The sequence below is a fragment of the Pseudovibrio sp. Tun.PSC04-5.I4 genome, from assembly GCF_900104145.1.
GTDB lineage: Bacteria > Pseudomonadota > Alphaproteobacteria > Rhizobiales > Stappiaceae > Pseudovibrio.
The window spans coordinates 4,231,881-4,253,733 of record NZ_FNLB01000006.1 but is presented as its reverse complement, the minus strand read 5'-3'; the positions used below and the strand labels follow the sequence as shown (position 1 = coordinate 4,253,733).

The following is a 21,853-nucleotide window of genomic DNA, read 5'->3' as shown; positions in this document are numbered from 1 at the left end:
CATCTTAAAACACCCTTAATGTTTCCTTGGAGAGACAAAAGACCACGCTTAGTCCTGGGTGGCAGGTCACCCACAGCACCTCAGCCCCAAAATCACAGGTGGGAGCTCTGACCAAGCACCTAAAGAGGGTAAAATTCAGCGAATTCAATCAAGAGTAAAGCTGTGATTTGGTGTTAGGTAGAGAGCAACGACGTTTCAGAGCAGCCTTTGTGAAACATCTGCCCTCAACGAAGGAGACCCCGACGACATGTCTGGACAAAATCCCAACACAGGTGGCACCCCGCCTGCTACTGTCCCTGACCCAGTCCCAAAACTCACGCAACTTGTGCGTGACAATTGGTGGAAATTTCTAGTGCTCGGAGTATTGATGGTGATTGGTGGAATGGTCGTGTTGATCATGCCGCTGGCGTCCTCCATCGGCGTAGCATTGGTGATCGGACTGGTTCTGATCGTCGTCGGGGTTCTTCAGATCTGGCATGCCATGCAGGTGAAAGCATGGGCTGGATTTTTATGGCAAACCCTAACAGGCCTCATCGCCATCATCGGCGGCATAGCCATCTATTACAATCCGGTCGCAGGCACAGAGGCCCTGACGCTCATCCTGTCCATCGTCTTCATGGCGCAGGGTGTTGCGCAAGCCATGTTTGCCTTCCGCATAAGGCCGCACGATGGCTGGGGTTGGATACTGGCCTCCGGCATCATTTCAGTTGCCGCAGGCATTCTCATCCTATTTGACTTTCCTGGATCAAGCGCATGGGCACTTGGCCTTGTTGCCGGTATTTCAATCATGTTCAATGGCTGGAGCTATATTGCCATTTCATTGGCGGCCCATAAACATGCAGGAGATGGCAGCAGTTAAGCCTTAATAGGCCTGCATCTGCCACTCTTTAACGACATCCAGCGGATAGACCAACATCAATACATTCAGTGTTAGATTGTCCCGGATCATCGCACCCACAAAAATTTCCATGATCACAATGAGTGCGATGGTCAACCAAACTGGTAGGCGCGCAGCAAGCCAAAAACCAAGCAACATCCACAACAGATCAAAAACAGAATTCAGAACACTATCGCCGAAATAGTCCAGTGCAATGGTGGCTTCTCTGTACCGATCAATGATGAAACTTGAGTTTTCAAGTATTTCCCAGGCCGCTTCCACAACAACCGAAAGCACCACGCGCAAGCCCATTGACCAACCAGTACCGCCGGTAAACAACCGCCCCATCCACCAGAACAGAGCGTAAAACAACATCCCATGAATTATGTGGGATGGGACATACCAGTCCGCGATATGTTGGCTATTGTCAGAGCTGTTAACATCCCATGTCCAGAACTTGATCTCACCGCATTTACAGATCGGCTCGCGGCCCATCGCAAGTAAGATAATAGCCGTCAAAACAATGAGACCAACAGTGATGAGTGCATAGTGCTTGTTGTTTAATCCACGTGCCATAAAAGGTAAGTCCAATTAATTTTCAAAAAATTCGTCTATCAGATTCTGCTTACTAAGCGATTATGGCGAAAAGAAAAAGGCTCAGAGAACCTCCGAGCCTTTCCTAAACCTATAAAAATATGCCGAGACTAATCAATCTTACCAAAAATCAGTGAGGCATTAACGCCGCCAAACCCAAAGCCATTGGACATAACATACTCAAGCTCCTTCTCCTTGGCTGTTTTGGCAACCAATTCATATTGAGAGGCTGCATCGTCTGGATCATCTAGATTGAGCGTTGGTGGTAAAATTCCCTCACGCAGAGCCATAATAGATGCAATCGCTTCTAGCGCTCCAGCCGCCCCAAGCAAATGTCCAGTCGCAGATTTAGTCGATGAAATAGCAAGATCCTTACCTCGATCTCCAAACACCGCCTGAATACCGGCGATCTCCGCGGCATCTCCAACAGGAGTGGACGTGCTGTGCGCGTTTATGTAGTCGATGTCATCTGGATTGATTCCTGCTTGCTTCAGCGCCTTACGCATAGCTTTCTGTCCGCCGGAACCATCTGGCGGAGAAGCTGTTACATGGTATGCATCCGCAGAGGTTCCATATCCCATAACTTCGGCAAGGGGCGTTGCCCCTCTGGCCAAAGCATGGTCAAGAGGTTCAAGCACCAGCATTGCAGCCCCTTCCCCCATTACGAAGCCATCCCGGTCTTTATCAAATGGGCGCGACGCTTTCTTAGGATCTGCATTATATCCGCTAGAAAGCGCGCGTGCAGCTGAGAAGCCAGCAAACGATACTGCATCAATGCAAGCCTCAGCACCGCCCGCTAAAGCAACCAGTGCTTCGCCACTTCTGAGAAGACGCACAGCGTCGCCAATTGCTTGCACACTAGCTGCACACGCTGTAACTGGAGTGCCAAGAGGTCCTTGAAATCCGTGAGCAATAGAAACCTGTCCGGCCGCAAGGTTTGCAAGAAATGCCGGTACACTGAAAGGTGACAGACGATTAGGGCCTTTGCTCTCAACCAACAAAGTTGCGCGCTTCATGGATAGAAATCCACCGACTCCGGAGGCAATAATGGTAGCCGTACCTTCACGTTCCTCAGCTGTTTTGGGTGCCCATTCAGCTTGTGTCAAAGCCTCCTTTGCAGCAACCAGCGCATAGTGGATAAACAAATCCATTCTCTTCTGGTCGCGCCGCGAAATCACAACACTTGCATCAAACCCAAACTCATCTTCCTCAATAGTCGGGACTTGCCCCGCAACTTGGCAAGCATGCTCGTCTCCATCAAACCGGGTGAGAGCACGAATTCCGCTTTCAGAAGCCACCAACTGCTTCCAAAATCGGTCAGTGCCCACACCAAGTGGCGAAACCACTCCCATACCGGTTACAACAACCCGCATATTCCTTAACTCCTAAGTCAACGAGCGCAGTGTCCTTAGTACAAATGCGTACTACAAAATACTCGCGTCCCAAATAAGGCACTGTGTTGCCGGTAGAGTAATTGGATATGATTGTGGAGTTAAGGACAAACTTCACACCCACAACCACTAGTGGATAACACCTTGGTACTGTGCGATTATCGAGCTCGCATTGAAGCGCATTATTGAACCGGACCCAATCCCATAATTTAGACCAGCAAAACTACTATTGTATGCGGTTCACGCTGACACAAGGCGCAATTGCGGTTGAAATTGCGGTTTGTTAGGGAACGGCACTTATGCGGCACATACGAATTTGGTATTATGGGCCATTCAACTTGGGATTCCCTCTGGCATTAAATTGCGCACATGTGTATACACATGGCAATTCGAGCTGTTTCAAGCTCCATAGTCACGTACATAAAAACACGAGGTCTACTAATATGACGAAGATCAAGGTAGCAAATCCAGTCGTCGAACTAGACGGCGATGAAATGACTCGCATTATTTGGCAGTTCATCAAGGAAAAGCTGATCCATCCTTACCTGGACATCGATCTGAAGTACTACGACCTCGGCATTGAGTCTCGTGATGCAACTGATGACCAGATCACCGTTGACGCAGCAAACGCGATCAAAGAACACGGTGTCGGCGTTAAATGTGCAACCATCACTCCTGATGAAGCACGCGTTGAAGAATTCGACCTGAAGCGCATGTACCGTTCTCCAAACGGCACCATCCGTAACATTTTGGGCGGCGTAATCTTCCGCGAGCCAATCATCATGTCCAACGTACCACGTCTGGTTCCAGGCTGGACTCAGCCAATCATCGTTGGCCGTCACGCATATGGTGATCAGTACCGCGCGACTGATTTCAAATTCCCTGGCAAAGGCAAGCTGTCCATCAAGTTCGTTGGTGAAGATGGTGCTGAGATCGAGCACGAAGTATTCGATGCTCCATCAGCTGGTATCGCAATGGCGATGTACAATCTGGATGATTCGATCCGCGATTTTGCGCGCGCATCCCTAAACTACGCTTTGGGCCGTAAGGTTCCTTGTTACCTTTCTACAAAGAACACAATCCTCAAAGTGTACGATGGTCGCTTCAAAGATATCTTCCAGGAAATCTTCGACGCTGAGTTCAAAGAAAAGTACGAGGAAGCGCAGATCACCTATGAGCACCGTCTCATCGATGACATGGTTGCTGCATCCATGAAATGGTCTGGCGGATACGTCTGGGCTTGTAAAAACTACGACGGCGACGTTCAGTCCGACACCGTTGCACAGGGCTTCGGGTCCCTTGGCCTGATGACTTCCGTTCTGATGTCACCAGACGGCAGAACTGTTGAAGCTGAAGCTGCACACGGCACAGTGACCCGTCACTACCGTCAGCACCAGAAGGGCGAAGACACCTCCACGAACTCCATTGCATCAATCTTTGCATGGACACGTGGTCTGGCTCACCGTGCCAAATTGGACGACAATAAAGAACTTGCCGACTTTGCAAACACTCTTGAGCGCGTCTGCATCGACACCGTTGAGAGCGGTCACATGACCAAAGATCTGGCACTGCTCGTTGGTCCAGACCAGAAATGGCTCACCACATCTGGCTTCCTCGACAAAGTTGACGAAAACCTACAAAAAGCTATGGCTGCATAAGCAACCGATACCGCTTTCACGAAAAAGGGTGCCTCCGGGTGCCCTTTTTTATTGCCTGCTTTATCCGCAAGCAAGCACAACAACCGAAAATAGACACTCCGAGTTATCTAAGCTGATATCGTTGACCAAATCTCTTCCCATTAAAAGTGTGAGTACAGCAGGAACAAAATGGCGCCAAGCTATCCTCGTTTATTTCAGGATCAACAAATGCAAGGGTATTATCGTCTGCCACACACAGGCCACTGTAATAAGAACTTTCTCCAGCTCTGAAATGCGGAAATTTATCCCGTTCATTAAGCGCTACCATCCAGAAAACGGGTCATTTCGTGAATGCATTTGATGTGAGAGATCTCCCGATGGAACAGAGCTCAATTCCAGGAGGCTTTGGCGGTTATATTTGGACAAGTAAAATAGAACAGATGGGACCTCAATGGCATCTCTCGCGTTAAGGCGTGAATTCCGCATCCACATGATGGCTCTTCCGCTCATCAATAGCTTCATCAATAATTTTGCGGGCGACTGCAGGTTTGCGTTCCATAAATCCGCGTAGGTCTTCCATCTTCAAAACCATCAATTGAACAGGTGTTTTAGCAAAGACACTGGCCCTGCGTTTGCTATGGCCAAACAAGGAAGCCTCGCCGAAATGTTCACCTTCGCCGTGGTGTACAGTATGATCAGCAAAAACTTCCTCCACCTCCCCTGATGCGATGAGAAACAAGCTGTCTCCTTCCTCTCCCGCCTCACAAATGAAGTGGCCAGCTGGTACACTGTGTGAATGCAATAACTCTGTGACAGCAGCAATTTCAACAGCGGACAGACGCTCAAGCAACGGAACCGTGGCAACCATACCCCAGGTTATAACAAAGTCGCGGCTGTGAATCTCACGGGCAAACGCCGTACCTACGATTCCAACAGGCAGAGCAAACAGGCAATACCCCATCAACATCACCACACTAGCAATGATCTTACCCATAACAGTAACAGGCACAACGTCCCCATACCCAACTGTCGTGAGTGTAGAAAATGCCCACCAGAGCGCACTGGGAATCGTCCCAAAATGCTCAGGTTGAGCGGCATGTTCTACGCTGTAAAGAAGGGTCGCGGCTACGAGAGCAACACCAAGAATAAGCACAAGGCTGCCTATAATCGCCGTCTGTTCAGCAACCACCGCGGAAATAAGGGAACGCACCGCGGGGGAATACCGTGCAATCTTCAAGAAACGCAGCAGGCGCAAAATAACCAATGATTTCCAACTGATGCTCGTGAAAAATAGGGAGAGCCAGAACGACATCACCGCAACAAAATCAACAACAGACAAAGGTTGAAGCGCGTAAACAAAGCGGGCTTTGAAGGAGCCATACTTTTTCAAAGGAGGATGGAGATCAGAAACCCAAAGCCGCAGCAGGTATTCAATCGCAAAGATTGAACCAGCGATGAAGTCTAGAATGAAAATCTCCCAAATATAAACCTCGCCAATACTCGGTTCAGTTTCCAGAACCGCCAAACCCACATTGATCACGATAAATATGATGAGAATTGCATCAATCTGCTGAGCCAGACGATTGCCCGCACTGCTACGCTCTAAAAGATTGTAAACCTTAAATTTAATGGTGCTGGCCACCTAATCCCCCAATGGCTGCCCGAGCCAATGAGAGAATATCCGCCAAAAATAAAGGGGGACTTAAATCCCCCCTCAATTCACATAGCTACTTTAGATATCTCTTAGAGACCTTCAAGATGCGACTTAATTTCAGCAATCGCATCATCCGCTTTATCCGCGTCTGGCCCACCTGCCTGCGCCATGTCTGGACGACCGCCGCCGCCACGACCGCCCAACGCAGCGGAACCTATACGAACAAGATCCACAGCACTCACTGTCTCGGTTTTATCTTTGGTCACACCAACAACGATAGCTGCCTTGCCATCCTCAGCCTTGCTGATAAGCACCACAACACCGGAGCCAAGGGCTGTCTTACCCTCATCAGCAATAGACTTAAGGTCCTTCGGGTTGATACCGTTCAAAACACGAGCCATAAGCTTGAATTGGCCTGCATCAGACACACCAGTATCTGCGCCAGATCCACCGCCACTCATAGCAAGCTTCTTCTTCGCTTCTGCAAGCTCACGCTCAAGCTTCTTGCGTTCTTCCAACAAGCTCGCAACACGCGCAGGAACATCAGTCGCTGAAATTTTCAAAAGACCAGCCGTCTCACGCATCAAAGCATCTTGCTCAGCAAGGTATTTACGAGCTTCTCCGCCGGTCAGCGCTTCAATACGGCGAACACCAGCCGCAACAGCACCTTCAGACACAACAGTCACAAGACCGATGTCGCCTGTGCGCCGCACATGAGTCCCGCCACACAACTCAACGGAAAAGGCTTTGCCAGCTTTCTCACCACGCGTGGCCGTTCCCATGGAAACGACACGAACCTCATCGCCGTACTTCTCACCAAAGAGTGCCATCGCACCTGCTTCAATCGCCTCGTCAACTTCCATGAGAGACGTCTCAACAGACGTGTTTTGCAAAATCACTTCGTTGGCAAACGCTTCAACCAGCGCTGATTCTTCACTGCTCACTGGTTTGGGGTGAGAGAAATCGAAACGCAGACGCTCGGGTGTCACAAGTGACCCCTTCTGCGCTACATGTGCACCCAAAACTTCGCGAAGCGCTTCATGAACCAAGTGCGTTGCGGAGTGGTTGGAGCGAATTGCACTGCGGCGACCATGCTCGACAATCAACTCAAGCGCATTATCAACTTTCACGTCACCGCTCTCTACGGTGATCGCGTGAATGAACAGGCCATCAGTCTTTTTCTGCGTATTGGTTACACGGATAGAGACATTATCGCCCTTCATGATGCCGCAATCACCAACCTGACCACCGGACTCACCGTAAAACGGCGTCTGGTTCAAAATGAGGAATCCTTCCTCACCTTGTGTCAGGACAGTTACCTCTTCACCATCTTTTACGAGGCTCAGAACAACGCCCTCAGCCTTCTCAGTTCCATACCCAAGGAACTCAGTAGCACCCGCTTTTTCCTTGATAGAATACCAGATCGCATCCGTCGCAGCATCGCCAGAGCCAGACCAAGCCGCACGTGCTTCAGCACGCTGGCGTTCCATGGCAACATTGAAGGCATCCGTATCAACAGCGATCTCGCGGTTACGCAATGCATCCTGTGTCAAATCAAGCGGGAAGCCAAATGTGTCATAGAGCTTGAAAGCAGTCTCTCCATCCAACTGGTCACCAGAACCAAGCGAGCTCGTTGCATCTTCCAGAAGACCAAGACCGCGTTCCAGTGTTTTGATAAAGCGTCTTTCTTCCAGCTGGACAGTTTCTTCAATAAGCTTTTCAGCGCGGTGTAGCTCAGGGAAGGCTTGCCCCATTTCGCGTACAAGCGTCGGCAGCATTTTAAAGATGACCGGCTCATTCGCACCAAGCAAGTTTGCGTGGCGCATCGCGCGGCGCATGATACGGCGCAGCACATAACCGCGTCCCTCATTAGAGGGCGTAACGCCATCAGCAATGAGGAAAGCCATCGACCGTAGGTGGTCAGCAATCACACGGTGGCTTGCTTGCGCTTTACCTTCAGCTTCAACGCCTGTGAGATGCTCAGAACTCGCAATCAACGCTTTAAAGAGATCAATTTCATAATTGTTATGAACGCCCTGCATGATAGCCGCAAACCGCTCAAGACCCATACCAGTATCAATTGACGGGCGCGGTAAATCGATGCGTCTGTCAGGCAACTGCTCGTATTGCATAAACACGAGATTCCAGATCTCAATAAAGCGGTCACCGTCTTCCTCAGGAGAACCAGGAGGGCCTCCCCAGATGTGCTCACCGTGATCGTAAAATATTTCGGAACACGGACCACACGGCCCCGTATCCCCCATTGCCCAGAAATTGTCTGAGGTTGGAATACGGATGATCCGTTCATCGGCAAAGCCGGTGAGTTTCTTCCAGATGTTAAACGCTTCATCATCCTCGGAATACACAGTCACAAGCAACTTATCAGTTGCGAGGCCAAATTCCTTGGTAATAAGGTTCCACGCCAATTCGATAGCGTTTTCCTTGAAATAATCACCAAACGAAAAGTTGCCCAGCATTTCGAAGAATGTGTGGTGACGAGCCGTATACCCAACGTTGTCCAGATCGTTGTGCTTGCCGCCTGCGCGTACACATTTTTGAGAGGACGTAGCGCGAACATAATCACGCTTTTCAAGACCCGTAAACACGTTCTTAAAAGGCACCATTCCCGCATTGGTAAACATCAATGTCGGGTCATTACGTGGCACCAATGGACTGGAAGGAACAACTTCATGTCCGTTTTTTGCAAAGTAGTCGAGAAAAGTCGACCGAATTTCATTGACGCCACTCATAGGTCTTGATGTCCGTCTCGTTTTAAAGGGATTGCTGCTGAAATAATCACAGCACCCGAACTGCAGGGTTTGTGCATCATCAAGATGCCGCAAAAAAATGTATCTGCCGCGTTTTAGCCATCCGCAGCAAGTCTGTCCATAAAACCCTACAAAAAAAAGAGGCTGGTAAAACCAGCCTCTTCTAACTCTTATTGTTTTTCCGCTACTTTTTCTGGGTCATCAAGCGCTTTAGCGATCAGACCAGCGCCTTGACGGATCGCCAATTCGATTTCATCAGCAAGCTTAAGATTTTCTTTTAGGAAATTCTTCGAGTTTTCTCGTCCCTGCCCCAGTCGCTGACTGTTGTAAGAGAACCAAGCCCCAGATTTTTCAACAATGCCACCTTTAACACCCAGATCCAGCAACTCACCCATTTTGGATATGCCTTCACCATAAATAATGTCAAATTCAGCCTGTTTGAATGGAGGCGCCAGCTTATTCTTAACCACCTTCACGCGGGTTTGGTTACCAACGATTTCATCACGATCCTTAATCGCACCAATACGGCGAATATCAAGGCGGATGGATGCGTAAAACTTAAGCGCGTTACCACCAGTCGTTGTTTCCGGAGACCCAAACATCACACCAATTTTCATACGAATCTGGTTGATGAAGATCACCATAGTTTTCGACTTGGAAATCGAAGCTGTAAGCTTACGAAGAGCCTGGCTCATCAAGCGAGCCTGAAGACCTGGGAGCGAGTCCCCCATTTCTCCTTCAAGTTCAGCTCTTGGAGTCAGCGCAGCAACCGAATCAATCACGAGTACAGAAATCGCACCCGAACGAACCAGTGTGTCAGCAATTTCAAGCGCCTGTTCACCAGCATCAGGCTGAGAGATCAATAGGTCATCAATGTTCACGCCAAGCTTGCGTGCGTAAATAGGATCAAGCGCGTGTTCAGCGTCAATAAACGCGCAAACACCGCCAGCCTGCTGCGCACAGGCGACCGTATGCAGAGCCAAAGTCGTTTTTCCCGAGCTTTCTGGCCCGTAAATCTCAACAATACGCCCTCTAGGAAGCCCACCGATACCAAGACCGATATCAAGACCTAAAGAACCAGTCGAGACACTTTGGATTTCCACGACCTGTCCTTGGCCCATGCGCATAATCGAACCTTTACCAAAGGCTCGTTCGATTTGAGAAAGCGCTGCATCCAGTGCTTTATTTTTATCCATCTGATTGCCCTCAATAAGGCGAAGTGAAGTTTGTGCCATACGTTCTCATCCCTTATTTCACGATGGACGCGCAGTTTCAAAGTCAGTTATTTGTACTCATTTTGTTCCAAATACGCAATACCCTATAACTAACTAATAAAAATAGATTTATTACAATTCGTTCTCTTATTGTTCAGTATGTAGATAACTTTTGTTCCGTGCTTCAATTAAATCAGAATTCGGAATCATTGCGCAAGAACAGTCGATTTGCAATCCACCCACAGTCCGTATTTGTGATTAGCTTGCGCTGAGTGCCCGCATTGCATATCAACAGTGTTTCAAAAAAACTGGCGGGAAGTTTTGGTTATGTCTCTACGCAATGTCGGAGTAATAGGCGCAATTCACTTAGACAGGATTGCGCATGCAGATCGACAATTTAAACCAGATACATCTACACCCGGGGAAATTATGTCCCGTGCGGGCGGCGTAGGAGCAAACATCGCGCGAGCCATGGCTCGCTTGGGCATGCAGCCCGTAATGAACGGTTGTCTGGGCGATGATGCGGATGGAGCCTTCCTTGCTGAAATTCTATCTCAGTGCGGAATTGATACGTCGAGCCTTAACACTGTTAAGGGCGGCCGGACGGGGTCATACCTTGCACTTCATAACCCGGATGGCACGCTATTTTGTGCTATCTCCGATAGCGAGATCACATCCAAAGTGCGGTTCGGTAAGGACAATCCGATCCCCCAAGCCCTCCTTAACTGCGATATCTGGTTGTGTGAAACCAACCTTGAGGAAGATACTCTAGCAGCTCTTACAAATGCCAAAGGCCACCGGCTCCTCGCAGCAGATACTGTTTCCATAGCAAAAGCCCCCAAACTTCGCGCTCTTCTGCCACAAATTGACATTCTCTTCACAAACAAGGATGAGGCCACGGCCCTTCTGAACTGTGAAGCAGACAGCCACTCCAATGAGGTGATGGCAAAGATGCTTGCAGAGCGCGGGGCAAAAACGGTTGTGGTGAGCAACTCAAGCAAACCATTGGCGCTTTATAGCGGTGGTACGACCAGCATGCACGAACCCTTTGCAGTTACGCCAACAGATGTAACTGGTGCCGGCGATGCATTTATAGCTGGCTTCCTCTATGCAAATTGCCTCGATGAAACCCCACATGCAGCAGTAAGCAGCGGACTTGCTGCCGCATCTATTACGGTGGAGGCAACTGGTGCAGCACCGGAAACGCTTTCACCACACTCGCTTCAGGCGCGTTTACTTGAGCACGCCTGACGCGCAATCAACAAATGAAAGACTGGGAAACCATGGGAAGTTCAATTAAAATTCATCATTCAAAAGAAGTTGCAGATGCCCTAAGCAACGGCTCCCCAATTGTCGCATTAGAATCTACAATTATTACCCACGGCATGCCGTACCCTCAAAATGTTGAGACAGCTCGCGAAGTTGAACAGATCATTCGTGATGGCGGAGCAGTTCCTGCGACCATCGCAGTTCTGGACGGAGAACTTCACGTTGGACTGGAAGACAGCACGCTTATAAAGCTGGCCAACGCCAAAGATGTGATGAAGTGTTCCCGCGCTGACCTTTCCTTTGCAATGGCACTGGGCAAAAACGGCTCTACCACAGTAGCAGCAACCATGATGGCTGCTCACGCAGCTGGCATTCGCGTATTTGCAACTGGCGGCATTGGCGGCGTACATAAAGGTGCAGAAACAAGCTTCGATATCTCTGCTGATCTGGAAGAACTTTCCCGCACCCCAGTTTGTGTTGTCTCAGCTGGCGCAAAAGCCCTGCTCGATATTCCAAAAACACTGGAAGTTCTGGAAACCCGCGGCGTACCTGTCATCGGCTTTGGCTGCGACAACGTCCCAGCATTCTGGTCTCGCGATTCACAGCTTAAAGCACCGTACCGCCTGGATGATGCAGCTGATGTTGCAAAACTCATCAAATTCCGTGAAAAATTCGCTGACCACGGCGGCATTCTCGTAACTAACCCTGTACCAGCGGAAAACGAGATCCCGGCAGATGAAATGCAGGTCTTCATCGATGCATCCATTCAGGCAGCTGAAGAGCAGAACGTCAGAGGCAAGAACGTTACTCCATTCGTTCTGCAAGACATCTTTGAGCGCACACAAGGCAGAAGCCTTGCCACCAACATTGCGCTGGTAAAAAATAATGCAAAGCTTTCTGCAAAAATTGCATGCGGACTGACAAGCTAATCATCAAAAATTCCGGGTCGGCAAGGCTGACCCGGAGTTAACTTTCCTCCAAATATACCCCAAAGTTCCATTTTAGTCCGTAGTTGGTCTCGCAAAAACTCAATACTTGCTGAGAATTTCCATGAGCTTGTCGGCAAAGATTCCGTTGTTTTTCAGCCCTAAATATTCTAGGTGTTTCTGCACTAGAGTTCATTTACATCGCTGTGCTTTTATTAGCGCATCTGCATTTTGTAGTCACACCGTGCACATCAAAACGCCATCGGGCGGGCATATGCGATAACGGGCCAATCCCATTATTGGGTAGTTCCACTAAATCACGCCCAACAGAGTTTCATGGTTTGGCGAGGGGTATTTCATCCATTGTCATCCGCAGGATTTACGCAATGAAAAAACTCATTTTTATCGGATTAACCGCGGCACTTGCTGCTTGTCAAAGCGGCCCATCAAACCGCAGTGGTCAATCGACTCTTCGCCCGGACGCTGACGCCCAGTCCATTCAGATCAAAGCATCGCCAGAAGTCGTACGCGCCACCCTAGTGAAAAGCGCGACCGCCCGCGGCACAATCATCCAGCAAAACCAACCTAACATGGTTGTTATGGAAAACTATGTGCACGGAAGAAATCCTGTTTTAGATCAAGAGTTTGGCCTATCAGATTCCGGAGAACGCGCCTATCGCATCCGTCTGCGGTTCTCAGGAAATCAGTGCAACACAAGTGTGGTTCAGGATCTCGCGCTCGTAAACAATATTTACACGCCACAAGAACAGGCATTTAAATTGCCGGGCAGCCCTGGTTCCATGCAAAGTTTGCAGCAGTTAAAAGCAAATGCGGAAGCAACGTCTCCCTGCTAATCCGAACAGTTCAACAAAAAAGCCGGAGACTGCACCCTGCACTCTCCGGCTTTTTTATTTGTAGCCAGCTCTGGTTTACGCTCGTTCCTGCGTCTTTGCATCCAGCGTTTTCTTCACAGTGGTCGCAAGCTGCTTCAGCGTAAACGGCTTTGGTAGGAAGGTAAAACCTTCCTCCGGAGGCAAATTCTTTTCAAACGCATCCTCAGCATAACCAGAAACAAAAATGATTTTGAGGTCTGGTCGGGTTTTACGCAATTCAATCAAAAGGCTCGGCCCATCCATCTCCGGCATAACCACGTCAGAAACAACCAGATCGATCTCACCACCGGTTTCCTCCATGATCTCCAGCGCTTCCGTGCCTGAGCCCGCTTCATGCACGGTATAACCGCGCCCGCTCAACGCACGCGCTGCAAAGGCACGCACGGCCTCTTCATCTTCCACAAGCAGAATAGTTGCAGAACCAGTCAAGTCAGCATTTGTTGGTTCCAACTCTGGCTTAACTTCAACAACCTCTTCTTTTCCGCTCGCGACATGACGCGGCAGGAAGATACGGAAAATAGTACCGAAACCCACCTCACTCGTGCAGAACACATAGCCACCGGTCTGCTTAACAATACCGTAAACAGTAGACAGACCAAGGCCCGTCCCCTTGCCAACGTCTTTGGTTGAGAAGAATGGCTCAAAGATCTTATCCATGACGTCCTGAGACATGCCGTGACCATTATCAGTCACTTCAATCAGCACATACTCTCCAGGCTGCATGCCTCGTGTATTCTCATAGGTCTTGGAGGCTTCCTCATTCACATTGAGGGTCCGGACAGAAACCTCACCACCATTTACCATCGCATCACGCGCGTTCACCGCTAGGTTCACAATCACTTGCTCAAGTTGGTTCACATCAGCCATCACTGGCCAGAGGTCCCGCCCATGCACAAGTTTGAGTTCAACCTTCTCACCCAGCAACCGATCCAGAAGAATGGAAACATCAGCAAGCACATCAGCAAGCACCAGTTCCTGTGGCCGCAACGTTTGCCGGCGCGAGAACGCAAGCAACTGGCGCACCAACCCCGCAGCTCGGTTCGCATTCTGTTTGATATTCATGATGTCCTGAAAAGCAGGATCTGTTGGGCGATGACTTACCAACAACAGGTCAGAGAACCCGATAATTGCCGTCAGCACATTGTTGAAATCATGCGCCACGCCACCAGCAAGTTGGCCAATCGCCTGCATTTTCTGGCTTTGCGCAAATTGCGCTTCCAGCGCCCGTTGTTGCGTTGTTTCCAGCACATAAATCACGGCGGCATCTTCACCAGCCTGACCGTCCTGTACAGCAGATACATAAAACGTTGCCGACCTTGGATCCCCGCTCCCTTTCAGAGAAACATCAAGTGGAGCAATTTCACTCTTGCCCAGTGCAGCTTCTTCCAACGCACTCTGCAAGGCAACCCGGTCGTTCTCAGCCACGAATTCGGTCAGTTTAACATCTTTGCCAAGGCCCTCGCCCTGCTCAAATAACCGTATAAACGGACCGTTGGTCCGCTCAACACGCCCGTTCTTATCAAGAGAAGCAATCGCAACAGGTGTGTTGTTGAAGAAGCGTGAGAAGCGAACTTCTGCAGCGCGCAGCGCCTCTTCATCATCATTGCCAGCAGATCGGTTGATCACCAGCGTCCGGCTGTCCCCCGCCAAACCATCACCACCAAACGGAACACGGTGCACAAGCCGCACAGGAAGCCCTGTGCCGCTACGCGTTACCAGATCGATATCGAAGCTCTCGGTTTTAACTTCGCCCTCAGAGCCCTGCAAAGCCTCAACAAGAGCGGCTCCCTCACCACGGACAATATCTTTGAGTGACAATTCTCCAGAGATAAACTGGGTTAGATCATATCCAAGCCAGTCTGCCAGTGTGGCGTTGAGATAAACCAGTTTACCCGTGTTGTCAGAAGAGAAGAACCCACAGGGCGCATGATCCAAGAAGTTGATAACCCTTTGCAACTCTTGAAAGGAATTTTCCTGTTCGGTCCGGTCGCGAGTGATATCACTCACCTGCCAGATGGTGATCCCACTTTCAACACCAACAGCTGCATCCTGTTCCAAGGGCCGCACACCAATGCGATACCAACGTGCACCGTTAGCAACCTCACCTACAGCATTGGGTAGGCGCACTTCTTCCTGCGCATATCTGCCAGCACGCACAGCCTGCGACAACCGGAAGATCGCATCAGACGCATCAGGGTCAGAAGAAAACACCCGCTCCACCGTGCGCACATCGGCAGGGCCGCGGGCACCTGTGAGTTCGGCATAAGACTGATTGGCGTAAACGATCCGTCCGTTGTGGTCAGAAAGCAAAACGCCGTCATCCAACGAATTCATGAAGGATTCTGCCAGTGGATTACGATGGGTTTTGGAGATAAACCGCAGCAATCCAATGGCCATGGCGAACAGCGAAAACACGCCAACAACCGCCAGCACTCCAAGCAACCCAAGGATGTAAGGCTCCGCCTGCTCCTTGCGCATCAACGCAAAGGCAACGGTTGCCCCAACCAACCCCAGTGCGAGCAACATTAGCGCACCAAGGCTGCCGCCCTTGTCTGTCCTGTCAATAACCGGCTCTGGCCGCCGCGTTTCGGTCTTCGTCATTTCACCCTCTCCACGGCTGCCCCGCAGACACCTCATGTACGTCGCACTGAGAGAACTCCTCGCGTCAAGTCAGCGTGTCAGCACCGAAGTGCAATTACGTTCGCCAACTCTTCGCTTTCCGCAGTTGCATAACGTAGCCAATAACCTTAGCGACTGCGGCGTAGTGCTCCTCTGGCACATAATCATTCAATTCAGTCGACGCGTACAACGCGCGTGCCAGCGGTGGATTCTCCACGATAGGCACATCAGCTTCCTTCGCAACTTCTCGAATGCGCAACGCCAGTTCGTCAACTCCCAAAGCCACACATTGCGGTGCTCCCATGCCTTCATCATAAAGCAGAGCAACCGCGTAGTGGGTCGGGTTAGTGACGACGACCGTCGCTTTTGGCACACTTGCCATCATTCTGTTGCGTGAGCGCTGAATACGCAACTCTCGAATTTTCGCTTTAATCTGAGGATCACCCTCGGATTGTTTGTATTCCTCTTTGATTTCCCGCTGGGTCATCTTCTGTTTGTCGAACCATTTTTTGCGCTGCCAGACAAAATCCAACCCCGCAACAACAGTCATCAAAGCCAGAATTGCCCCAATCACCTTCACAGCAAGCTCCTGGACATCCTCCAGAAGCATCCCCGTTTCGCGAAAAACCACAGTGTCCAGCCTGTCCCGTTCAGGCCACAGCACCATAAACACAACGGCAGCCACCGTTGTCATTTTCACTAGTCCTTTGAGGAAGTTAGCAAGACTATCCTTAGAGAATAGCCGCTTCACACCTGCAAGGGGCGAGATCTTATTCAGCTTTGGCTTCATACGCTCTGCCGTCCAAAGCGGTTTGTGCTGTATCACATTACCAACAACAGCAAGCGCAAGAAGGGTAAGCAAAGGAAGTGCCACCACCCCTAGTATTTCGGGGCCAGTTATTTCCAAAAGGAAAACAAGAGCACCTCCATCAACAGCAATCGTGTCTGTATGCTCCAAAAAACCTTTCAAAAGTGAAGCGATGCCCTTCACCATGGAAGGAGCAAGGAATGACACCACCAAAGCCGTACCAAGAAGCGAGAACCACGCAGACACCTCTTGTGACTTTGGTATGTCGCCTTTTTCCTGTGCATCATCCAACCGTTTTTGGGTTGGGTCCTCGGTCTTCTCCGAATCGTCGGAATCATCTGACATCGCGTCCCTCGTCTAATTCAAAAGGAACGGCTGCAGTGCTTCACGGAACGCATTGAGGTAAAAACCCATGAGCGTAGAAAGCAGCAGCACGAAGATACCAAACCCGATAAGGATGTTAACGGGCATGGCAATGAAGAAGATCTGCATTTGAGGCATCAGCTTATTCAGCAAACCAAGGCTGAAATAGAAGACCACCCCAACCACGATAAAGGGTGATCCCAGTCTGACGGCGACAGAAAACATATTGGTGACATTATCAACGGCGAGCGTAGATAGATCACCCACCGGAAGCGGATTGCCGGGCGGAAACAATACAAAGCTGTCATGCATGGCCGCAATCATCACGTAATGCAGATTGGTGACAAACACCATGCAAATACCGAGAACATTCAGGAAGTTACCAAGCAACGCACCCTGTTGACCAGAGTTCGTCGCATCCCCGCCCATAGCAAAAGCGAGGCCGGACTGGTTCGCCATAATTGTGCCTGCCGTTGAAAGCGCATAGGCCATCATTTTCATAGAGAGGCCAACGGCAAACCCAACCAACAGCTCACCGCCCAACATTCCCAGCAGGCGAGATAAACTGCTCATTACATCGGTTGGGTAAAGGTTCATGTTGATGGGTAACATCACATAGGTCAGCAGGAGTGCAATGGTCAACCGCACCCGCACGGGAACGAAGGTTTCGCCAAAAGCCGGGACAAGCATAATCATGGTGCCGACCCGCGCGAACATCAGCAAAAACGTGACAACGATCACCGGCAGAAAATCCAGATTGATCGTCACAGAAGTGCTCCTAGGGTGCGCGAGGTCCGGCACCGATTTCGCCTAGTATCCGGCAATAATCAATCCGGCAATGCGGTTTGTAAAGGAACTCATCATGTCCCCCATAAAGGGCAAGGTCACAAGCAGCGCTATAAAGATGCTCAGGATCTTGGGAACAAATACCAATGTTTGCTCCTGAATCTGTGTGAGCGCCTGAAACAGAGCAACAATAACACCAACCGACAAGCCAACCAGCATAACCGGGGAGGACACCAAAATAAGTGTCCAGATCCCCTCACTGGCGATATCCAAAACCTCTGGACCGGTCATTGCGCTCTTACAGTCATCTATCAATCTCAAAACAAGAAAAAAAGGGTGAAGCCCGTTACATAGGCATCCGCATAATTTCTTCATAGGCCGAAATAACACGATCACGCACAGAAACAACCGTCTCCAGCGCCAACTCGGTTTCAGCGACTGCTGTCACGACATCCACCACACTGGCTTTGCCCTGCAACAGGCCCAAAGACTGAATTTCGGATGCCTGACCAGCCTGATTTACTTCGCTGATCGCAGATTGCACCATATTGCCAAAAGACCCAGTTTTAGCCGCAGCTTCATTGACGGATTCCAATGGGTTAGCGAGCTTTGCTGTGTTTGCATATGCACTTGCAGCAACAAAAGCATTAGACATAAGTGTCTCCCCTTCCGGTTTTTAACAACCGGTCTTCAACCTCTAAGAATATCGAGTGTTTTTTGCATCATGGACCGCGACGATTTCACCACATTGAGGTTAGCCTCATAGGTTCTCGTCGCTTCCTGCATATCCGCCATTTCGACCAATGTATTTACATTAGGCATTTTGACGTAACCTTTGTCATTAGCTGCTGGGTGGTCAGGCTCATAACGCAGTTTGAACGGGCTCTGGTCCTCACGAACCTTGCCCAGCTTCACCAGTTCAGCTTCAACTTTGCTGTCAAACGTGCTCGTAAAAGTCGGAACTTTACGGCGGTACGGGTCTTCACCCGGTGTCTGGCCAGTCGAATCCGCATTGGCAATGTTTTCAGAGATCACACGCATACGACCCGTTTGGGCCTTCAAACCTGATGCTGCGATAAACATCGACTTAATAAAATCCATGGGTTCCTCCCACACTCACCACGACAGCGCATCCGCTGTTGCAGGTGCATTGGTTCACTTGCGCAACGCAGTTTTCAGCATTCCAAGACTACGCGAATAAAGGCTCGTCGCTGTCTGATAGTCGATCTGGTTTTCAGCGATTTTCATCATCTGCTCCTCAAGAACGACACTGTTCCCATCTGGTGTTCGCTCAAAACTACTGGCACGCGTTGTTTTGATGCGGCCACCTGAACTAATCCCACCGCTCGTGATATGTCCTGAAACAGTAGCAACAGGGCGCAGGTTTCCTGCCCTCTGTTCAGTGTTAACCATCTCAGAAAAACTCAAATCCTTCAGGTCCTGACTGCGGTAGCCCGGCGTGTCGGCATTCGCGACATTTTCTGCGAGCACACCCTGACGTTGCTGATGCCATTGCATCTTCTGGCGTAAAGCCTGAAACATCGGAAGATCAGTTAGTGCCATGAGACCACTCAACCTATACGAACATATTTGGTAAATTAAACTAGGTAGAAAGTGCCTAGGTAATGGTTAATAAATGGTTAATATTAAGAGATCATTAATAATTTCGCACCAAAGAAACGAGAGAAAGCAGTGGCATAACTCAATCTCACCGTTTAACAGCCAGCTCCTGGAATCAAGAGTTGGCGTTCCCGTTAAGATTTCATCGTCCTTACAGGTGGAAAATTTTGCCCAGCTAGCAAATTACACCTAGCTCACCTGACCCAGGCGCGGATTTCTATTAAAAACTAGGGTAACTCTGCAAACTTCACCCCTCTGAACTGTTCATTCTGGACAAACTATAGGGTACAACTGCCCCGTGAGTTTAAATGGGATTCGGATCCCATGACGTGATGACTGATTTGCATGCAAGCCAGTCCTGTAAATGTTGTAAATTAGTCGAGGACCATTTATGCCTGACTGGCTAGCTCAAACCACTGGTATGTCCCAAGGGAGCGCACAGCTTCTCGCAGTCGTACTGGCAATGCTTATAATCGCCGTTCTTATTGCGGTCTGTATTCCGCTCTTAAAACGGCTGGCAAGGACAAGCTACAAAGGCTCCCGCAGTCGCCAGCCACGCCTCGCAATTATGGATACCACAGACATAGACGCGCGCCGCAGACTTCTGCTGGTTCGCCGCGATAATGTCGAGCATCTCATTTTGATCGGCGGCGCAAATGATCTGGTGGTGGAACAAGGCATCGTCCGCGGTGTCCCGGTAACACCTCATCCGCGCGGATCTTCATTTGCAAGCAACATGCAATCTGGTGTCTATCCTGCCTCTTATGACAGTGAGGCACAGCCTGCAGAGCCAGTGACACCATCACCACAACCAGATTGGGGTGAAGAGCCAAAACAAAAAATGGCAGCACCTAATCCTGCACCTGCAGTAAAAATGGAACCGAATGCAGCCATTGAACCTATAGCGCCTGCTCAAGCCACCCCAACAGAGACGCGAGCCGCAGCCTACGCCAAAGCACCGCATGAGAAGACAACACCACTAATGCCTGCAGCGCGCCCTATTAGACCAGCGCCACCAGTCTCACCAGTAACAAAACCGGCTGCCTTGCAGACACCGACTATTGGCGGCGCACGCAGCGCTCAAAAAATAGCTGCACGTCCAATTACAGCGCGCCCACCAGTGTCTCGCTCTTTGAGTTCGCCTCGCACCAAACCTGCGACGCCAGCACCAGCAACAATCACGACACATAAACCGGCAGATGTTACTGCCCCAATCGTTGAAACGCCAAAGGCAGAACCGCCAGCACCTGTAAAGCCTATTCCAAAAGCGGCACTGAAGCCGCCAATGAATGGCCCGGCAGCTCACGCCGCAAGTGCCTTCATGCGCCCGCGCGTTGCTCCAAAACCAGCCGCACCAAAAGGGCCAAAGGAAGAAGACCTTAAACCTGCGCTTGTAACGGGAGTCTCCGCAAAACCTGAGCCTACTCCCGCAGATAAGAAAGAGGACAAAGGGCCGACAACGGAAAGCCCAGCCTCTACCTCAAACCCTGCAAAGCCCCAAGACAGCGCTCCTAAAGTGGAAGTTGCTCCCAAAGCAGCCCACGAGAAAAAACAAGGTAAGGCTTCTAAAAAAGCCCCTAAAGTCGCCTCAGAAGGCATGGAAAAAGAAATGGCAGACCTGTTGGATGACATTGAAGCCAATACAAAATAATTTCCTGACACTTGCAAAAGCAAAAATGGGCGGAGCCAAAGGGCAAATCGGTTTTTTGGCGTTCGCTCTTTTACTTCTCTGGTTCGGGCCCGCTGCAGCGCAAAGCATCTCTATTGATTTTGGAGGCGGTGAAGGCAACTCAGTAACAGAACGTGCCGTGCAGCTGGTCATGCTGCTCACGGTGCTTTCGCTTGCGCCAAGCATCCTGATTATGGTGACAAGCTTCACCCGTATCGTGGTGGTGTTGTCTCTTCTACGCTCTGCCATTGGCCTGCAAACTGCACCGCCAAACGCAGTCATGTTGTCACTGGCCATGTTCCTGACGGCCTTCGTCATGGCACCTGCCTTTGAAACCGCGTGGGATCTGGGCGCAAAGCCTATGATTGACGGGACCATTGAGCCTCTAGAAGCCTTCAATCGCGCATCCGAACCGTTCCATCAGTTCATGCGCAAACAGGTCCGCGAGTCTGATCTGCTTCTGTTTCAGGAACTTTCAAAGCTCCCGATTCCAGAGACGCCAGAAGACCTGAACCTACGTGTTCTTGTACCTGCTTTCATGATCAGTGAGCTACGCAGAGCTTTTGAGATAGGCTTTCTGCTCTATCTCCCCTTCCTGATCATCGATCTGGTAATTGCGTCAGTACTCATGTCAATGGGTATGATGATGCTGCCACCGATTGTGATCTCCCTCCCCTTTAAGCTCATTTTCTTTGTGCTTGTAGATGGATGGCAGTTAATCGCAGGCAGCCTCGTGCGAAGTTTCGGCGGATAGCAAAGCCGATC

19 protein-coding genes are annotated in these 21,853 nt (G+C 50.1%); 7 read left to right on the top strand and 12 right to left on the bottom strand.

The genetic code is table 11. The annotated features are described in order from the left end of the window. Positions 1-247 precede the first annotated feature (247 nt). A complete protein-coding gene (locus BLS62_RS24925; protein ID WP_093187613.1) occupies positions 248-859 on the top strand; it encodes an HdeD family acid-resistance protein in 612 nt (203 codons plus the stop codon). Positions 860-862: 3 nt separating this feature from the next. Here the strand turns inward: BLS62_RS24925 and BLS62_RS24920 are convergent, their stop codons facing one another. Further along, positions 863-1,453 carry a DUF2585 domain-containing protein gene (locus tag BLS62_RS24920; RefSeq protein ID WP_093187610.1) on the bottom strand — a complete coding sequence of 197 codons (591 nt, stop codon included), beginning with the start codon at positions 1,451-1,453 and terminating at the stop codon, positions 863-865. 128 nt (positions 1,454-1,581) lie between these two features. Continuing rightward, positions 1,582-2,844 carry a beta-ketoacyl-ACP synthase II gene (fabF, locus tag BLS62_RS24915; RefSeq protein ID WP_093187608.1) on the bottom strand — a complete coding sequence of 421 codons (1,263 nt, stop codon included), beginning with the start codon at positions 2,842-2,844 and terminating at the stop codon, positions 1,582-1,584. 461 nt (positions 2,845-3,305) lie between these two features. On the opposite strand from fabF, the gene BLS62_RS24910 reads away from it, so the two are divergent. Further along, positions 3,306-4,520: an NADP-dependent isocitrate dehydrogenase gene (locus BLS62_RS24910; RefSeq protein ID WP_093187605.1), complete on the top strand. Its 1,215-nt coding sequence runs from the start codon at positions 3,306-3,308 to the stop codon at positions 4,518-4,520. Positions 4,521-4,965: 445 nt separating this feature from the next. On the opposite strand, the gene BLS62_RS24905 is transcribed toward BLS62_RS24910, so the two are convergent. From BLS62_RS24905 to recA, 3 genes are all read right to left on the bottom strand, one after another. Continuing rightward, on the bottom strand, positions 4,966-6,141 hold the full coding sequence (locus tag BLS62_RS24905; RefSeq protein ID WP_093187602.1) for a cyclic nucleotide-gated ion channel: 1,176 nt from the start codon (positions 6,139-6,141) through the stop codon (positions 4,966-4,968). Positions 6,142-6,242: 101 nt separating this feature from the next. Continuing rightward, positions 6,243-8,903 carry an alanine--tRNA ligase gene (gene alaS, locus BLS62_RS24900; RefSeq protein WP_093187599.1) on the bottom strand — a complete coding sequence of 887 codons (2,661 nt, stop codon included), beginning with the start codon at positions 8,901-8,903 and terminating at the stop codon, positions 6,243-6,245. A gap of 188 nt (positions 8,904-9,091) precedes the next feature. Next, positions 9,092-10,156, bottom strand: coding sequence for a recombinase RecA (recA, locus tag BLS62_RS24895; protein WP_093187597.1), 1,065 nt, complete (start codon positions 10,154-10,156; stop codon positions 9,092-9,094). A 306-nt stretch (positions 10,157-10,462) separates the two neighbouring features. Here recA and BLS62_RS24890 point away from each other — a divergent pair, with 306 nt between their 5' ends. From BLS62_RS24890 to BLS62_RS24880, 3 genes are all read left to right on the top strand, one after another. Further along, on the top strand, positions 10,463-11,386 hold the full coding sequence (locus BLS62_RS24890; RefSeq protein WP_093187594.1) for a carbohydrate kinase family protein: 924 nt from the start codon (positions 10,463-10,465) through the stop codon (positions 11,384-11,386). A 32-nt stretch (positions 11,387-11,418) separates the two neighbouring features. Beyond that, complete coding sequence (locus BLS62_RS24885; RefSeq protein WP_093189584.1) at positions 11,419-12,333, top strand: pseudouridine-5'-phosphate glycosidase; 915 nt, start codon at positions 11,419-11,421, stop codon at positions 12,331-12,333. A 383-nt stretch (positions 12,334-12,716) separates the two neighbouring features. Continuing rightward, positions 12,717-13,184: a hypothetical protein gene (locus BLS62_RS24880; protein ID WP_093187592.1), complete on the top strand. Its 468-nt coding sequence runs from the start codon at positions 12,717-12,719 to the stop codon at positions 13,182-13,184. A 75-nt stretch (positions 13,185-13,259) separates the two neighbouring features. On the opposite strand, the gene BLS62_RS24875 is transcribed toward BLS62_RS24880, so the two are convergent. From BLS62_RS24875 to flgB, 7 genes are all read right to left on the bottom strand, one after another. Beyond that, complete coding sequence (locus tag BLS62_RS24875; RefSeq protein WP_093187589.1) at positions 13,260-15,824, bottom strand: cell cycle histidine kinase CckA; 2,565 nt, start codon at positions 15,822-15,824, stop codon at positions 13,260-13,262. 94 nt (positions 15,825-15,918) lie between these two features. After that, positions 15,919-16,995 carry a flagellar biosynthesis protein FlhB gene (gene flhB / locus BLS62_RS24870; RefSeq protein ID WP_093187586.1) on the bottom strand — a complete coding sequence of 359 codons (1,077 nt, stop codon included), beginning with the start codon at positions 16,993-16,995 and terminating at the stop codon, positions 15,919-15,921. A 12-nt stretch (positions 16,996-17,007) separates the two neighbouring features. After that, on the bottom strand, positions 17,008-17,781 hold the full coding sequence (gene fliR / locus BLS62_RS24865) for a flagellar biosynthetic protein FliR (RefSeq protein ID WP_093187584.1): 774 nt from the start codon (positions 17,779-17,781) through the stop codon (positions 17,008-17,010). Positions 17,782-17,823: 42 nt separating this feature from the next. Beyond that, positions 17,824-18,090, bottom strand: a complete 267-nt coding sequence (gene fliQ, locus BLS62_RS24860) for a flagellar biosynthesis protein FliQ (RefSeq protein WP_093187581.1) — start codon at positions 18,088-18,090, stop codon at positions 17,824-17,826. Positions 18,091-18,145: 55 nt separating this feature from the next. Beyond that, the gene (locus BLS62_RS24855; protein WP_093187578.1) at positions 18,146-18,454 is read right to left on the bottom strand and encodes a flagellar hook-basal body complex protein FliE; all 309 of its coding nucleotides are present in this window, start codon (positions 18,452-18,454) and stop codon (positions 18,146-18,148) included. Positions 18,455-18,489: 35 nt separating this feature from the next. After that, positions 18,490-18,900 carry a flagellar basal body rod protein FlgC gene (gene flgC / locus BLS62_RS24850; protein ID WP_093187575.1) on the bottom strand — a complete coding sequence of 137 codons (411 nt, stop codon included), beginning with the start codon at positions 18,898-18,900 and terminating at the stop codon, positions 18,490-18,492. A 54-nt stretch (positions 18,901-18,954) separates the two neighbouring features. Further along, a complete protein-coding gene (gene flgB, locus BLS62_RS24845) occupies positions 18,955-19,362 on the bottom strand; it encodes a flagellar basal body rod protein FlgB (protein ID WP_093187572.1) in 408 nt (135 codons plus the stop codon). A 448-nt stretch (positions 19,363-19,810) separates the two neighbouring features. Here flgB and BLS62_RS24840 point away from each other — a divergent pair, with 448 nt between their 5' ends. Both BLS62_RS24840 and fliP read left to right on the top strand, forming a co-directional pair. Continuing rightward, on the top strand, positions 19,811-21,070 hold the full coding sequence (locus BLS62_RS24840; RefSeq protein ID WP_093187569.1) for a flagellar biosynthetic protein FliO: 1,260 nt from the start codon (positions 19,811-19,813) through the stop codon (positions 21,068-21,070). Between the two features lie 25 nt (positions 21,071-21,095). Next, positions 21,096-21,842 (top strand): flagellar type III secretion system pore protein FliP, encoded by a 747-nt coding sequence (fliP, locus tag BLS62_RS24835; RefSeq protein WP_093189582.1) that lies wholly within the window; start codon positions 21,096-21,098, stop codon positions 21,840-21,842. The last annotated feature ends 11 nt before the right edge of the window (positions 21,843-21,853 follow it).

Coding starts and splice junctions, on each gene's coding strand:
- fabF (WP_093187608.1), bottom strand. CDS start 2,844: ATGCGGGTTGTTGTAACCGGTATGGGAGTGGTTTCGCCACTTGGTGTG.
- BLS62_RS24885 (WP_093189584.1), top strand. CDS start 11,419: ATGGGAAGTTCAATTAAAATTCATCATTCAAAAGAAGTTGCAGATGCC.
- alaS (WP_093187599.1), bottom strand. CDS start 8,903: ATGAGTGGCGTCAATGAAATTCGGTCGACTTTTCTCGACTACTTTGCA.
- fliQ (WP_093187581.1), bottom strand. CDS start 18,090: ATGACCGGTCCAGAGGTTTTGGATATCGCCAGTGAGGGGATCTGGACA.
- flgC (WP_093187575.1), bottom strand. CDS start 18,900: ATGGATTTTATTAAGTCGATGTTTATCGCAGCATCAGGTTTGAAGGCC.
- BLS62_RS24910 (WP_093187605.1), top strand. CDS start 3,306: ATGACGAAGATCAAGGTAGCAAATCCAGTCGTCGAACTAGACGGCGAT.
- recA (WP_093187597.1), bottom strand. CDS start 10,156: ATGGCACAAACTTCACTTCGCCTTATTGAGGGCAATCAGATGGATAAA.
- BLS62_RS24920 (WP_093187610.1), bottom strand. CDS start 1,453: ATGGCACGTGGATTAAACAACAAGCACTATGCACTCATCACTGTTGGT.
- flhB (WP_093187586.1), bottom strand. CDS start 16,995: ATGTCAGATGATTCCGACGATTCGGAGAAGACCGAGGACCCAACCCAA.
- BLS62_RS24925 (WP_093187613.1), top strand. CDS start 248: ATGTCTGGACAAAATCCCAACACAGGTGGCACCCCGCCTGCTACTGTC.
- fliP (WP_093189582.1), top strand. CDS start 21,096: ATGGGCGGAGCCAAAGGGCAAATCGGTTTTTTGGCGTTCGCTCTTTTA.
- BLS62_RS24855 (WP_093187578.1), bottom strand. CDS start 18,454: ATGTCTAATGCTTTTGTTGCTGCAAGTGCATATGCAAACACAGCAAAG.
- flgB (WP_093187572.1), bottom strand. CDS start 19,362: ATGGCACTAACTGATCTTCCGATGTTTCAGGCTTTACGCCAGAAGATG.
- BLS62_RS24890 (WP_093187594.1), top strand. CDS start 10,463: ATGTCTCTACGCAATGTCGGAGTAATAGGCGCAATTCACTTAGACAGG.
- BLS62_RS24880 (WP_093187592.1), top strand. CDS start 12,717: ATGAAAAAACTCATTTTTATCGGATTAACCGCGGCACTTGCTGCTTGT.
- BLS62_RS24875 (WP_093187589.1), bottom strand. CDS start 15,824: ATGACGAAGACCGAAACGCGGCGGCCAGAGCCGGTTATTGACAGGACA.
- BLS62_RS24840 (WP_093187569.1), top strand. CDS start 19,811: ATGCCTGACTGGCTAGCTCAAACCACTGGTATGTCCCAAGGGAGCGCA.